The 14,765-nt window shown below is 64.2% G+C and carries 6 protein-coding genes; all 6 read left to right on the top strand.

Annotated elements, in window-relative coordinates; all coding sequences use genetic code 11:
- The first annotated feature begins 228 nt into the window (after positions 1 to 228).
- The 6 genes from ABMA59_RS02680 (at position 229) to ABMA59_RS02705 (ending at position 14,755) form a co-directional block, all read left to right on the top strand.
- Positions 229 to 2,151 carry an autotransporter assembly complex protein TamA gene (locus ABMA59_RS02680; RefSeq protein WP_349003745.1) on the top strand — a complete coding sequence of 641 codons (1,923 nt, stop codon included), beginning with the start codon at positions 229 to 231 and terminating at the stop codon, positions 2,149 to 2,151.
- 10 nt (positions 2,152 to 2,161) lie between these two features.
- Positions 2,162 to 7,930 carry a translocation/assembly module TamB domain-containing protein gene (locus tag ABMA59_RS02685; protein ID WP_349003746.1) on the top strand — a complete coding sequence of 1,923 codons (5,769 nt, stop codon included), beginning with the start codon at positions 2,162 to 2,164 and terminating at the stop codon, positions 7,928 to 7,930.
- 399 nt (positions 7,931 to 8,329) lie between these two features.
- Complete coding sequence (locus tag ABMA59_RS02690) at positions 8,330 to 9,982, top strand: ABC transporter substrate-binding protein (protein WP_349003747.1); 1,653 nt, start codon at positions 8,330 to 8,332, stop codon at positions 9,980 to 9,982.
- A 92-nt stretch (positions 9,983 to 10,074) separates the two neighbouring features.
- Positions 10,075 to 11,112 (top strand): ABC transporter permease, encoded by a 1,038-nt coding sequence (locus ABMA59_RS02695; protein WP_349003748.1) that lies wholly within the window; start codon positions 10,075 to 10,077, stop codon positions 11,110 to 11,112.
- A 12-nt stretch (positions 11,113 to 11,124) separates the two neighbouring features.
- The gene (locus tag ABMA59_RS02700) at positions 11,125 to 12,282 is read left to right on the top strand and encodes an ABC transporter permease (protein ID WP_349003749.1); all 1,158 of its coding nucleotides are present in this window, start codon (positions 11,125 to 11,127) and stop codon (positions 12,280 to 12,282) included.
- A 34-nt stretch (positions 12,283 to 12,316) separates the two neighbouring features.
- The gene (locus ABMA59_RS02705; RefSeq protein WP_349003750.1) at positions 12,317 to 14,755 is read left to right on the top strand and encodes a dipeptide ABC transporter ATP-binding protein; all 2,439 of its coding nucleotides are present in this window, start codon (positions 12,317 to 12,319) and stop codon (positions 14,753 to 14,755) included.
- Positions 14,756 to 14,765 lie beyond the last annotated feature (10 nt).

A 14,765-nucleotide genomic window follows, 5' to 3' on the forward strand; every position in this document is an offset into this window, starting at 1 on the left:
CCGAGAGGCATTTATGCAACCCCAAGGCTCATCCTCACCAATTGGGCGGCCACCGCACACCCATCAACGGTTGGCCATCGTTCTCATACGTGTTACGGCACCAACGGGGGCAAGTTGAACACGTATCATCATGAATTGCCCAACGATTTCTGACAGCGCGATTGTGGCCCCTTTACGAACGGTTCATATCGCCCGTCCAAAATTAGCCCCCGGAGTAAGTTTGCGTTAATGATGAAGCGGCAACCGCAGAGTTGGAGGGGCGAGACCGCGACCGTCAGGTTCGCGCGGTTTTTCCTTTCCGGGTTGCTTTGCACCACCGCCCTTGTGGCGCTGACGCCGCGCGCCGATGCCTTCCAGATATTCGGCTACAAGTTCTTCGAGAAGGAGAACGAGGAAGATGCCGACATCGCCGATCCGTTGCACTACACAGTGACGGTGGAAGTGGCGGGAAGCGACGATCTCAAGAAGAAGATCAGCGATGCCTCGTCACTTGTCGCCGACGAGGACCGCCCTGTGTCCGGCTCGCTCGGCCTGCTCACAAAGGCGCGCGGTGACCGAGAGCGGCTGGTGGCGGCACTCTACGAGGCGGCGCGCTACGACGGGGTGGTCGACATACTGATCGCCGGCAAGTCGATCGACGTGCTGCCGCCCGACGCTGAATTCGGCGCCGGGCCGGTCCCGGTCACGATCAGCGTCGAGCCCGGCCAGACCTTCGTGCTCGGCGACGTACAACTCAAGGGCGACGCCGCGGGGCTGGCGCCTGCGGACTTCGGACTGACGCCGGGCGGCGATGCAGGCTCGACCAGGATCCTGAAGGCGGAATCGGACGTCGTGAAGAGGCTGAAGGCCGAGGGCAGGCCGCTGGCCAAGGTAACCGGACGCGAGGTCATCGCCGACCACAAGACCGGCACGGTCGACGTTTCCTTGGCGGTGGCCGCCGGACCGGTCGCCGACTACGGTCCGACGACGGTCTCCGGAACCGAAACGATGGACAGCGGCTTTACCGGCTACATGGCCGGTCTTGAACAGGGAAAGCGGTATTCGCCGGAGGAGATGGATGAGGCGCGCGACCGGCTGAACGGACTGGGCGTATTCAACAGCGTCGCCGTGATGGAAGCGGACGCGCTGGACGCCAACGGCAACATCCCGATCAACGTCACGGTGACAGAACGCAAGCTGCGTTATTACGGTGTCGGCGCCACCTATTCCAACACCGAGGGAATCGGGCTGGAAGGCTATTGGGGCCACCGCAACCTGTTCGGCCATGCGGAAAAACTGCGCATCGAGGGATCGATCAGTGGCATCGGCAGCAACGAGTTCACCGCGCTGAACTACAACGCCGGCATCATGTTCGAGAAGCCGGGGGTGATCGGCCCGGCGTCGAAATTCTTCAGCAGCCTCAAAAGCGTCTACGAGCATCCCGATGCTTATGACCGGTTCTCGGTGGAAGGAACCGCCGGTCTCGCCTACCAACTCACCAAGACGCAAAGCGTGTCGGCGGAACTGGACGTCGAATTCTCGCGCATCACCGACGCGTTCGTGACCAATCAGGACTACCTGATCGTCTCGACGCCGCTGCAATATGCCTTCGACAACCGCGACAACAAGTTGAACCCGACCAAGGGGTTCCGCGCCGTCGGCTATGTCGAGCCCGCATACGACGTGCTGAACAGCGTCGCCTTCGTGAAACTGAGGGGTGAGGGCTCGGCCTATCAGGCGCTCGATTCCGAAGGCAGGATCGTGGTTGCCGGACGCGCGGTGCTGGGCTCGATCGTCGGTGCCAGCGTCGAGCAGGTTCCGGCCGACCGCCGTTTCTATGCGGGCGGCGGCGGCTCCGTGCGTGGCTATGCTTATCAGGGCATCGGGCCGCGGGAGGACGGAGAGCCGACCGGCGGCCTGTCGCTGGCGGAAGGCTCGGTCGAACTGCGCTACGCGGTCAACGACACGTTCGGCATCGTGCCTTTCGTCGATGCGGGGACGGTGTCGCTCGACTCCTACCCCGATTTTGCCGATGTAAAGGTCGGCGCCGGCATCGGCATCAGATACATGACCCCGTTCGGTCCGCTGCGCGTCGACGCGGCCGTGCCGTTGAACCCCGATTCGCACGATCCGAGCTTCGCCGTCTATGCCGGCATCGGGCAATCGTTCTGAGGGCGGCGGCATGATCTGGGTCCGCAGATTCCTCAGGATTCTCAAATACACGCTGCTGATCGCGCTGGCCTTCGTGGTCGGGGCGCTGGCGGTGCTGACCCTAACCGGCAAGGGCCGCGAGAATCTGGCCGGAATGATCTCGGACATGGCGTCCAGCCCCGACCGGAAGGTGCGGATTTTGGGCATCAGCGGCATCTGGTCCGGAAATTTCGCGCTTGACCAGCTCGTACTGGAGGATGCCGAGGGACCCTGGCTGGCGGCGCGCGGCATCAAGGTCGAGTGGTCGCCGATTTCGCTGTTGCGGCTGAAGTTCAACGCGGACCGTGTCGCGGCCGAGCGCGTCGAATTTGCGCGCCTGCCGAAACCGTCCAAGCAGCCGCCGGCAAAAGGGGGCTCTGGATCCCTGCCGGTGGACGTGTCGATCGGTGCGCTGGATTTTCCCGATATCGCGCTCGGCCAGTCGGTGACCGGCGGGCAGGTGGCGAGCATCGCCGCCAAGGGCAAGGCGATGGCGCAGGCTTCGCCGCTGACGGTGAATGCCGATCTCGACGTTTCGCGCACCGACGGCACGGCGGGCGAGGTCATGGCGGCTATCGATTTTTCACCGCGCGACAACAAGCTCGACATTGACCTGAAGGCCTCCGAGCCTTCCGGCGGCATATTGGCGAACCTGCTCGGCCTGCCGGGAAAACCGGCGGTCGACATCATCGTCACCGGGTCGGGGCCACTGGCCGACTGGAAGGGCAACGGCACCTTTGCCGTGGACGGCAACCTAGTCACGAGCATTTCAGGAACGCACCGGCAGACCGACGCCGGCAACGTGATCGAAGCCAGGGGCGACGGCGTTTTCGACCGTTTCCTGCCGGAGCGGTTCCGGCCATTGCTTGCCGGCACGGCGGATTTTGACCTGGCCGGCACGCTGACCAAGGCCGGCGGTGTAGAAATCGCGCGTGCAAGGATCGATAGCGCGGCGCTGGGCGTGACCGGGACAGGCTCCTACGATCCGCAGGGCCTGACGGACATCGCGCTGGACCTCGCAGCGAAGAACAACGGCGTGCCGCTTTCCTTCGGCACCGCTGAAAGTCCGATCGACATCGTGATTGGTTCAGCCACAGTGCGCGCGCTCGGCGATGGGCGGCAACCCGGCCTCGACATCGCGGCGAAGCTGCCGTCGGTGTCGACCGAGGACGTGAAGCTCTCCGATCTCGGCATCACGCTGCATTCCGACGAGTTCGACATCGCAAAGCGTTCGGGCCCGGTGACCGGCTCGGCGACCGCCTCCAGCCTGACGATCGACAATCCCACCGTTGCGCCTCTGGTGGCTGGTGAGATCGGTGCAGGGCTTGAAGGCGTGCTGTCGGCCGACGCGCTGAAAATCACCAAGGGTACGCTGCGAAGCGATGCGATCGATGGCGGTTTTTCCGGGGACGTGTCGCTCGCCGGCGGGGCGATAACGCTGAAGCTGAATGCCGAAGTGGTTTCAGCGGCGCTGCCCGCCGGCGCGCGGCCGCTGCTCGGCGAAAAGGTGGCGCTGTCGGCTGACATAGAGCGGGATTCGTCGGGCAATCTGTCGGCGAACGCGCTGTCGGTCGAATCCGGCGGGCTGACAGCGAGCGGGTCTGCGAAGCTAGCCGAAGGCGCTATCGACGCCGATCTCAAGGGTGCGCTGGCCGATGTTTCGCCGCTGGCGCCGCAGGCATCCGGAGCCGTCGCGGTGGCCGTCACCGCAAAAGGTCCGCTGGCGGCGCCGGAGGTCCAGGCCAACGTCACCAGCGAGAGGCTCGATTTTGCCGACCGCGCCATCGACGATCTGGATTTTCGCGCCTCGGGAACCGTCGACCTCGCCGCCCCGCAAGCGTCGGTGACGCTGACGGGGTCTTTCCAGGGCGAAGCGATCGACGGCAAGGCCGTGGTCGCCACGACCGACGGCAAGCGCGAACTCCGCGACCTCGATTTCTCGCTCGGTCCCAACCGTGTCGCGGGAGCGCTGGCGCTGGACGACCAGTTCCTCCCGACAGGAACGGTGAATTTCGATTTTCCGGAACTGGCGCGGCTCGCGGCACTTGCCGGGCAGGCAGTTGAAGGCGCGGCCAAGGGGAGCGCGACCTTTGCCGAGGCAGGCGGCGTACCGCAGGTGAAAGTTACGCTCGCGTCGGATTCGATCAAGCGTGAGACGCTGACCGTCAGCAACATCGCGGTCGACGCGGCGATTTCCGATTATCTCAAGACCCCGGCGATCACCGGCACGGTCGGCGCGACGCTGGCGGGCCTGATGCCCGACCAGCCGCCGGGGGAGCTGCGGCTCTCGGTCGATGGTACGATTGCCGCGATCACCGCTGAAGGCACGCTGTCGATGGCTGGTGAGACGGTCTCGAACTTCACGGTCGCGCACCGGATGACCGACGCGGGCAGCGCGGTCGAAGCCAAGGGCGACGGCGAGTTCATGCGTTTCGTGCCGGAGCCTGCGCGCAAGATCCTCGGCGGCAAGACCACCTATGACCTGGCCGCGCTGCTGCCTAAGAGCGGGCCGATCAAGATCGAGCGGGCCGAGGTGTCGAACGGTGCGCTGGTGGCAAAGGCGTCCGGCATTTATGACCCCGCTGGCTCTGCCGACGTGTCCGTGCAGGTCACCGCGGGCCAAAGCGGCCTCCCGCTGTCCTTCGGCACCGACGAGGCGCCGATCGACATAACCGTGGGGTCGGCGACCGCGCGAATCTCCGGGCCGATCGCCGAGCCGAAGCTCGACATTGGTGCAAACCTTTCGAAGGTCGCGACGAACGATGTGCAGTTGATCGACCTCGGCATCACGCTGCGGTCGGACAAATTCAACGTCGCCTCGCGGCTCGGAGCGGTTACGGGTGCGGCGAAGGCGGCGCGGCTGGTGATCGACAACCCGACCGTCGCACCGCTGGTGGCCGGCGAGGTGCGGGCACAGCTCGATGGGCTGCTGGAGACAGACGCGCTGACGGTGACCAACGGTATCTTGCGCAGCGACGCCATCGACGGCGGCTTTGGTGGAAAAGTGTCGCTCAAGGACGGGTCGATCACGCTGAAACTGAAAGCCGATGTGGTGACCGCTGCGTTGCCGGCGGCTGTCCGGCCGGTGCTCGGGCCGAAACTGACTCTGTCGACCGATCTGGCACGCGACACGGAAGGCAATGTGTCGGCCAACTCGCTGGCGTTGCAGTCGGGCGGCGTGACCGGCAGCGGTGTCATCAAGCTGAGCAACGGCCAGATCGACGCCGACGTGAAGGGCGCGCTTGCCGACATCTCGCCTCTTGCCCAGCAGGCGCGGGGCGCCGTGGCGTTCTCGGCTACGGCCAAGGGGGCGCTGGCCACGCCGGACGTGACCTTGTCAGTGACCAGCGACAAGATGACGGTTGCGGACCGGGACATCGAGAAGCTGGCGCTGAATGCCACCGCGAAGGCCGACCTCGCCAATCCGCAGGCCAATGTTACGCTCAGCGGCCGCGTCGCCGGCGAGACGCTCGACGGCAAGGCGGTGCTGAAGTCGACGGGCGGGCGCAGCGAGGTCAGCGACCTGAACCTGTCCCTTGGCAAGAACCGGGTCGTCGGAGCGCTTACGCTCGACCAGAACTTCGTGCCGGACGGCTCGATCGACTTCGACCTGCCGGACATAGGACCGCTGGCGGCGCTTGCTCTCGAGACCATCGATGGCAGCGTCAAGGGTAAGGCCAATTTTACGCGGCAAGGGCCGGCGGCGCAGGCGACCGTGTCACTGAAGTCGGATTCGATCACGCGCGGCGACATCGTGGTGCGCGCGGTGGCGGTCGACCTGGTCGCAACCAACTACATGGTGTCGCCAGGCATCTCGGGAACGGTTAAGGCGCAGGAGGTGCGGGCCGGCACGACGGCGGTGCGCGGCGTCGACCTGAAACTGTCGCGCGAGGATGTGTGGACGCGGTTTTCGGGCGGCGCATCGGTCAACGACATTCCGCTGAAGGCAGCCGGCCGGGTCAAGGTCGAGAATGGCATCACGACGGTCGAACTCGCGTCTGCCGAGGCGACGATGCGTGGCATCAAGGCGGCACTCGCACGCGCCTCGACGGTGAGCATCGCCGGCGGCCAGACAAAACTCGACAATATCGGGCTGAATGTCGGCGGCGGTTCGGTAACGGTGTCGGGAACCGCGGGCTCGTCGCTCAACGTTAACGTGGCGATCGCCAAGCTGCCGGCGTCCGTTGTCAACGCCTTCGCGCCGGGGCTCGATGCCGGCGGCACCATCTCGGGCACGGTGAAGGCGACCGGTACTGCCACCAGTCCCGCGGTAGCCTACACCATGGATTGGACCGGCGCGCAGACCTCGCAGACGCGCGGCGCCGGCGTTGGCGCCCTGGCAATCCGCTCGACCGGCAGTTTCGCATCCAACAAACTGACCTTCCAAGCGAATTTGAGCGAGGGTTCGGGCCTGACGCTCAAAGGTGGGGGCACGGTGGCGCTCGGCGCACCGCCCCGGCTCGACCTCAAATTCGACGGCGGCGTGCCGTTTGCGCTGGTGCAAAGCCGATTGGCGGCACAGGGGCTGGCGCTGACTGGAAACGCAAACGTCAACGTCACCGTGACGGGGGCGGCGACCGCGCCGGTGATCGGCGGCAGCATCCGCACATCCGGCGCGCGGCTGGTCGACGCCCGCTCCGGCATCGCGCTCAACGAACTGACGGCCGACATCGCGCTTGGCGGCGGCCGCGCGACGATCTCGCGGGCCAGCGCAAAACTGTCGAGCGGCGGTTCAGTGTCGGCGTCGGGCTCGGTCGGCATCGATCCGGGTAGCGGATTTCCGGGCGACATCAAGGTCAAGCTGACGGATGCGCGCTATACCGACGGCGAGATCGTGACGACGACGATGTCGGGCGACCTCACCGTCACCGGGCCGCTTGCCTCCGCGCCGAAGATCGGCGGCACGATAAACCTGTCGCGCACCGTGATCGCCATTCCGCAGCGGCTGCCGGCCTCGCTGACGGCGCTGGACGTCAGACACAAGAATGCGCCTGAAGCGGTAAGGAGGCAGGAAGCCGCGCTGTTTCCGCCGCAGGCAAGCAGCGGCGGTGGCGGCGGCGGGCTGTCGCTCGACCTCACCATCAACGCGCCGCAGCGCATCTTCGTGCAGGGCAGGGGACTGGATGCGGAACTCGGCGGCTCGCTGAAGCTGGTAGGCCCGCTGGCGGCGCCGCAGGCGACCGGCCAGTTCACCATGCGCCGCGGCCGGCTGATGCTGCTCGGCCGGCGGCTCACCTTCACGCGCGGCACGCTGGGTTTCACCGGCTCGCTCGTGCCGACACTCGACATGGCGGCGGAGACCACCGCGAGCGACGCGACGGTCACGGTCGCCGTCAGCGGTCCGGCGAACAACCCGAAATTCAGCTTTACGTCGGTGCCGGCACTTCCCGAGGACGAGGTACTCGCGCGCCTGATCTTCGGTCAGGCGATGGGGAATCTGTCGCCGCTGCAGATCGCGCGGCTGGCGGAAGCGGCAGCGGAGTTGGCGGGCGCGGGCGGCACCACTGGGCTGCTGAGCTCGCTGCGCGAAAAACTCGGTGTCGACGATCTCGACGTCAAGACCAACGCGGACGGCAGCACGGCACTATCGGTCGGCAAATACCTGAACGACAAGACTTATCTGACCATCGAGACAGGGGACAAGGCCGGCTCGGGGAAGGCGGCAATCGACCTCGACGTCGGACGCGGCGTGAAGCTCAGAGGCGAAGCCCACAATGACGGCCAGGCCAAGGGCGGTATTTTCTTCGAGCGCGAATACTGACGGGGCTTGCAGGCAATGGCAATTTGCTGCGCGCAGATGTCTCCAAAGTAAGGCGCGGGCGATTGTGCGGCTCAACGCACGCCCTGCTTCGATGCTTGGAAAACTTCGTTTCTCGGAGCCCCGACCGATCTCCGGCGGCTCGCGGGAGCATCTTTGGCATGGCGAATACATGTGTCTGGTTCTGCCTGACGGCAAGCTCTCTCGCTATCCTCGTCAAAATCGATAATCCGCATCCGTCGCCGCAAATTTGCGAATTTGCGCCAAACGTGTCGTATTCGCGCGAACTGCCTCTCCCGCAAAATTGCACATTCCAAGATGGGAACACCCTCCCTTCGCTTTGACAAGGCGAGGCGGATGCGGAATGGTAACGGCGAAAAGCCAAAAAAATGGGAGTTTGGAATGACATTCTACAAAAGCAATGGCGATCGCGTGCCGGAGCACATCGAAAGGATGGCCGAGGGCGTGAAAGCCGGGACGATGGACCGGCGCGAATTTTTGGCGCTGGCCAGCGTGTTCGGCGCCTCGACTGCGATGGCCTACGGCATGATCGGGCTTGCCGCGCCGACGCCGGCGATGGCCCAGGAGCCCAAGAAGGGCGGTGTGCTGAAGGTGGCCATGTGGGTCAAGGACCCGAAAGACCCGCGCACCGCCGACTGGTCCGAGATCGCCAATGCCGAGCGCCAGGCGCTCGAGCCGCTGGTGAAATACACCAAGGATTATACTTTCGAGCCCTACCTGCTGGAAGCCTGGGAGATCAACGACGACGCTACCGAATATACACTCAAGCTGCGCCCCGGCGTCACCTGGAACAATGGCGACACTTTCAACGCCGATGACGTGATCTTCAACTTCACCCGCTGGGCAGACAAGAAGTCGGACGGCAATTCGATGCCCGGCCGGCTGGGCACCCTCGTCGACGAAGCTACCGGGAAGCTGCGCGAAGGCTCGATCGAGAAGGTCGACGATACGACCATCAAGCTCAAGCTGACCAAGCCCGACATCGCCTTGATCCCGAACCTGACCGATTACCCGGCGCTGGTGGTGCACCGCTCGTTCGACGAGACGGGCGCCAATTTCGTCAAGAACCCGATCGGCACCGGCCCGTTCGAACTCGTCTCGTACGATGTCGGCCAGAAGGTCGTCTACAAGCGCCGCGAGGATGGCAAGTGGTGGAACGGCGAGGCCTATCTCGACGGTGTCGAGTTCATTGACTATGGCACCGACCCGTCGGCGATGGTCTCGGCCTTCGAGGCCGGCGAGGTGCACACTAACCACGAGACCTCGGCCGACTATGTGACGATCCTGGAAGGTGTCGGCGCCATCACGTCTGAAGTGGTGACCGCTTCCACGATCGTGGCGCGCACCAACGTTGCCAACAAGCCCTACGACGACCAGAAGGTGCGCAACGCCCTGCAGCTCGGTGTCGACAACGCTATCGTTCTGCAACTGGGCTACGGCAATGCCGGCACGCCGGCCGAAAACCACCATGTCTGCCCGATTCATCCGGAATATGTGGAGCTGCCAAAGGTGCCGCGCGATGCCGCCAAGGCCAAGGCGCTGATGGCGGAGGCCGGCCAGGCCGACTTCGAACATGAGCTGATCACGGTCGACGAGGACTGGCACAAGAACACCGGTGACGCAATTGCCGCGCAGCTTCGCGACGCGGGCATCAAGGTCAAGCGCACAGTTCTGCCGGGCTCGACTTTCTGGAACGACTGGACGAAGTATCCGTACTCGATGACCAACTGGAACATGCGCCCGCTGGGCATCCAGGTGGTGGCGATCGGCTACCGCACAGGCGAGGCCTGGAACGAATCCGCCTACTCCAACCCGGAGCTCGACGCGAAGATCGGCGAGGCGCTGTCGATCGCCGACGCCGAGAAGCGCAAGGTTCCGATGAAGGATATCGAGACCATCCTGCAGAGCTCGGGCATCCTGATCCAGCCTTACTGGCGCAAGCTCTACAACAGCTCGATGCCGGCGGTGAAAAACCATTCCATGCATCCGACTTTCGAGCACGACTTCGGCAAAGTCTGGCTCGACGAAGCTTGATGGCCGCGATTTGGAAGGGGGCTGCAAGCCCCCTTTCTCGCTCTATCGGGGGTGACGACCACTGACCCCAACCCACACGGCAGGGGGCGACGATGCTTGCTTTCATTCTGCGACGTCTCGGCACGATGCTCGTTACGATGCTGTGCCTGACGATGGTCGTCTTCTTCATGGTCAATCTCGAGCCAAATCTTAAGAAGCTCGCTATCAGCCAGCTCGACATGCGCACGCCGGCCGACCAACTGGAAAGCTGGCTGGTCAAGAACGGCTACCGCCAGAACTTCTTCGTCCGCTACGGCCAATGGATCGGCGTGGTCAGGAAACAGCCAAATGTCGATCCGGCTACCGGCAAGGCGACGCCGCGCTTCTCCTTCTGCAATGAGCCGGCCGAACCCTATTTCGGCGGCATATTGCAGGGCGATTTCGGCTGCTCGACAAAATTCAAGACGACGGTGTCATCCAAGCTGTGGCCGGCATTGGGCGCCACCGGCATCCTGATGTTCTGGGTGATGGTGACGATGGTGCCGATCTCGCTGCTGGTCGGCATCCTTGCCGGCATGCGGGAGGGGTCGCGGACCGACCGAAGTCTTTCAGTGGCCTCCATCGCCACGACGGCAACGCCGGAATATGTATCCGGCGTCATCTTCACGGTCATCTTCGCGTCCTGGCTCGGCTGGCTGAACGGCTCGGCCGCGTCGGCGACGGGGCAAGGCATCACCTTCTACAATTTCACGCTGCCGGTGATGACGATGGCGATCTACGGCATCGGCTATATCGCCCGCATGACGCGAGCCTCGATGGTCGAGGTGATGACACAGCAATATATCCGAACCGCGCGGCTGAAAGGGCTCAGTTTCTCCAGCGTGGTCATCAAGCACGCGCTGCGCAACGCATTGATCGCGCCGTTCACGGTCATCATGCTGCAGTTCCCGTGGCTGCTGACCGGTGTCGTCATCGTCGAGACGATGTTCCGCTACCAGGGATTCGGCTTCACGCTGGTAGAAGCAGCGGGGAATAACGACATCGATCTTCTGCTCGGCTGCAGCCTCGTGTCGGTGTTCGTCGTGCTGTTCACCCAGCTCATCTCCGACGTCGGCTACGCCTACCTCAACCCGCGCATCCGCGTGCAGTAGGAGAAAGCGCCCATGACTGTGGAATATATCGGCGCTTTCCAGGTAATCCTCGGCGTCATCGCGCGCTTCTGGCCGGTGTGGCTGGCGATGGCGATCGTCGTGGGGGCCAGCATCTACTACAAGAAGAAACTCGGCCTCTACGGCCAGATCTATGACAACAATGTCGGCATCGCCGGCGTGCTGATCTGCTTCTTCTGGCTGTTCACCGCGATCTTTTCGTCGACGGTCGCACCGTTCGATCCTCTGGCGCAGGTTCCGGTGATGAAGGACGCGCTTCCCGGCGCGATCGTGCCGGATACGGGCGCCGTCTATTATTTCGGCGGCGACAAGCTGGCCCGCGACGTGTTCAGCCGCATGGTCTACGGCAGCCAGATCGTACTGATCATCGCTCCCGCGGCCACCGCCTTCGCGCTCATGGTCGGCGCCACGCTCGGCCTGCCGGCGGGTTATTATGGCGGCAGGATCGATTCGGTGCTGTCATTCCTCGCCAATCTCGTTCTGGCCTTTCCCGTCATCCTGCTGTTCTACCTGCTGGTCACGCCGGGCATCGTCGAGACCGGGCTGCCGGTCTGGCTTGCCGGGCTGTTCTTCCTGTTCCCGATCATCTTCTTCGTGGCGCTGTTTTACACGCGCTTCAAGAACCGGCCGGAGCGGCTCTATCTGCTGCTCGGCCTGACGATCCTGATTGGCGGCTGGATTTATGTGGGCCTCGTGTTCGATGCCGATCCGCTGGGCATCGTCTCGATCGATCCGAACCAGCTCAACATTTTTGTCGCGGTGGTGTTTGCGTCGTCGCCGGGCGTTTTCCGTATCGTGCGCGGGTTGGTGATGGACATCAAAACCCGTGACTATATCGCCGCCGCACAGACCCGCGGCGAGAGCCCGTGGTACATCATGCTGTGGGAGATCCTTCCCAACGCACGCGGGCCGCTGATCGTCGATGCCTGCCTGCGCATCGGCTACACGACGATCCTGCTCGGTACGCTGGGGTATTTCGGCCTGGGCCTCGCGCCGGAAAGCCCGGACTGGGGCACGGCGATCAAGGATGCCAGCCGCCTGCTGCGCGCCACCATCCATCCGGCGCTGCCTCCGACGATCGCGCTGATGAGTTTCGTGCTGGGCTTGAATCTTCTGGCCGATGCGTTGCGCGAGCAGTCGCTGAAGGATTGAGACCGAACCGCCGCTAGCGACCCAGGAGCCAGCCATGAACGAAGTCGTGAAACCCTCCGCAGTCCAAGGCTCGCAGCCGATCCTCGAGATCGAGAATCTGTCCATCTCCTTCTTCACCAAGCGCGGCGAGATCCCGGCGGTGATGGATTTTTCCTGCGCCGTCCAGCCTGGCGAGGCGATGGGCATCGTCGGCGAAAGCGGTTGCGGCAAGTCGACCGTGTCGCTCGGCATCATGCGCGACCTCTCCAACATCGGAAAGATCGTCGGCGGCAAGATCAGGTTCAAAGGCAAGGACATGGGCGAGATGAGCCAGGAGGAGCTTCGCTCCATCCGCGGCAACGAGATCGCCATGATCTACCAGGAGCCGATGGCGAGCCTCAATCCGGCGATGAAGGTCGGCCAGCAGTTGATGGAAGTGCCGATCTTGCACGACAAGGTGTCGAAGGAGGAAGCATACAAGCGCGCGCTGGAGACGGTGCGCGCCGTGCGGCTGCCCGACCCTGAACGCATGATCCGCAGCTATCCGCACCAGCTTTCCGGCGGCCAGCAGCAGCGCATCGTCATTGCCATGGCGCTGCTGTCGAAGCCCGCGCTGCTTCTGCTCGACGAGCCGACGACGGCGCTCGACGTGACCGTTGAGGCCGGCATCGTCGAACTGGTGAAAGGGCTCGGCAAGCAATTCGGCACGTCAATGATCTTCGTGTCCCACAATCTGGGGCTGATCCTGGAGACATGCGACCGCATCACGGTGATGTATTCCGGCGAGGCGGTGGAGACGGGCAGGATCAAGGACGTTTTCGACCGGATGCGGCACCCCTATACGCAGGGCCTGTTCCGCTCGATCCCGCTGCCTGGCGCCGACAAGAACGCGCGCCCACTCATCGCCATACCCGGACAGTTGCCGCTGCCGCACCAGCGGCCGAAGGGCTGCAATTTCGGGCCGCGCTGCCAGCATTTCGTCAAGGGCCGCTGCGACGCCGACGAGATCCCGATGATTCCAGTCGAAGGCCATGAAGGGCACTTCTCCCGCTGCATCCGCTTCAACGAGATCGACTGGGCGGCACTCCCGGAAGGCGCGCGCAAATCGAGCGAGCCGGTGAAGCCCGGCGCGCCGGTGCTCAAGATCGACGATCTGAAGAAGTACTACCGGGTGGTCGCCAACGAGGTGTTCGGCGGCAGCGGCGAGGGCCGCGTCGTCAAGGCCAACGAGGCGATCAGTTTTGAAGCGCGTGAGAGCGAAACCGTCGCGATCGTCGGCGAATCCGGTTGCGGGAAGTCGACGCTGGCAAAAGTGCTGCTCGGGCTGGAGACGGCGAGTTCCGGCAAGGTGACGCTCGGCAATTCGCAGATCCAGTCGACCGGCATCGAGCTACGGGACGTCAAGACGGTCTCGTCCATCCAGATGGTGTTCCAGAACCCGTTCGACACGCTCAATCCCAGCCATTCGGTGGGTTCGCAGATCATCCGCACGCTCGAAAAATTCGGTGTCGGCAAGTCGGTCGCCGACCGGCGGAACCGGATGTTCGAACTGCTTGATCTCGTGAAGCTGCCGCGAGCATTCGCCGAACGCATGCCGCGCCAGCTTTCCGGCGGCCAGAAACAGCGCATCGGCGTGGCGCGCGCCTTCGCCGGCTCGGCAAAAGTGGTGGTGGCAGACGAACCGGTGTCGGCGCTCGACGTGTCGGTGCAGGCCGCAGTCACCGAACTTTTGATGGACATCCAGCGCAAGAACAAGACGACCATGCTGTTCATCAGCCACGATCTGTCGGTGGTGCGCTACATCGCCGACCGCGTGGTGGTCATGTATCTTGGCCATATCGTGGAACAGGGCACGACCGACCAGATCTTCGCGCCGCCTTACCACCCCTATACCGAGGCGCTGCTCTCCGCGATCCCGATCGCCGACACCAGCGTGGTGAAGAAGCATATCGTGCTGGAAGGCGACATCCCCTCGGCGATGAACCCGCCGCCTGGGTGCCCGTTCCAGACGCGCTGCCGCTGGAAAAAATTCGTGCCCGGCAACAAATGCGAGACGCAGCTACCGCCGCTGAAAGCGCTGAGCGACGGCCATATGAGCCTCTGCTGGCTGGACGACGAGCAGCTTGCGACCATGGAGCCGGTGATCAGCTTCGATGCCGAGCATGCCGCGCACGAGGGTATGCCCGAGGACGCGCCGCATGGATCCGGCCCGGGTTTCGCCGGCGAGCCGCCGCAGCGGCCCCACGGCAAGAGGGCGAGCGCCGGGGCGGGAGAAGACGAAGATTCCTTCGCGCAGTCCGAGGCTCGCGGCCATGCCCGTGCGCATGAGCAGCGCGACGACCGTTCAGAGGATTTTGGAGCCTCGCGGACCGCCAATTCCGGTGTCGGGCCGATCTCGCCGCTGCAGGTCGGCGACGGACGCCAGGCCGACGACGCCGATGTGCCTTCGGCGTTCGAGGACGACGAACGGCCGGAGGATGAGCCGAAGCGCTGACGCTCTGGCC

Origin of the sequence: Mesorhizobium yinganensis, from assembly GCF_040081985.1 — a bacterium.
Taxonomy (GTDB): Bacteria; Pseudomonadota; Alphaproteobacteria; order Rhizobiales; family Rhizobiaceae; genus Kumtagia; species Kumtagia yinganensis.

Coding starts and splice junctions, on each gene's coding strand:
- ABMA59_RS02705 (WP_349003750.1), top strand. CDS start 12,317: ATGAACGAAGTCGTGAAACCCTCCGCAGTCCAAGGCTCGCAGCCGATC.
- ABMA59_RS02680 (WP_349003745.1), top strand. CDS start 229: ATGATGAAGCGGCAACCGCAGAGTTGGAGGGGCGAGACCGCGACCGTC.
- ABMA59_RS02700 (WP_349003749.1), top strand. CDS start 11,125: ATGACTGTGGAATATATCGGCGCTTTCCAGGTAATCCTCGGCGTCATC.
- ABMA59_RS02695 (WP_349003748.1), top strand. CDS start 10,075: ATGCTTGCTTTCATTCTGCGACGTCTCGGCACGATGCTCGTTACGATG.
- ABMA59_RS02690 (WP_349003747.1), top strand. CDS start 8,330: ATGACATTCTACAAAAGCAATGGCGATCGCGTGCCGGAGCACATCGAA.
- ABMA59_RS02685 (WP_349003746.1), top strand. CDS start 2,162: ATGATCTGGGTCCGCAGATTCCTCAGGATTCTCAAATACACGCTGCTG.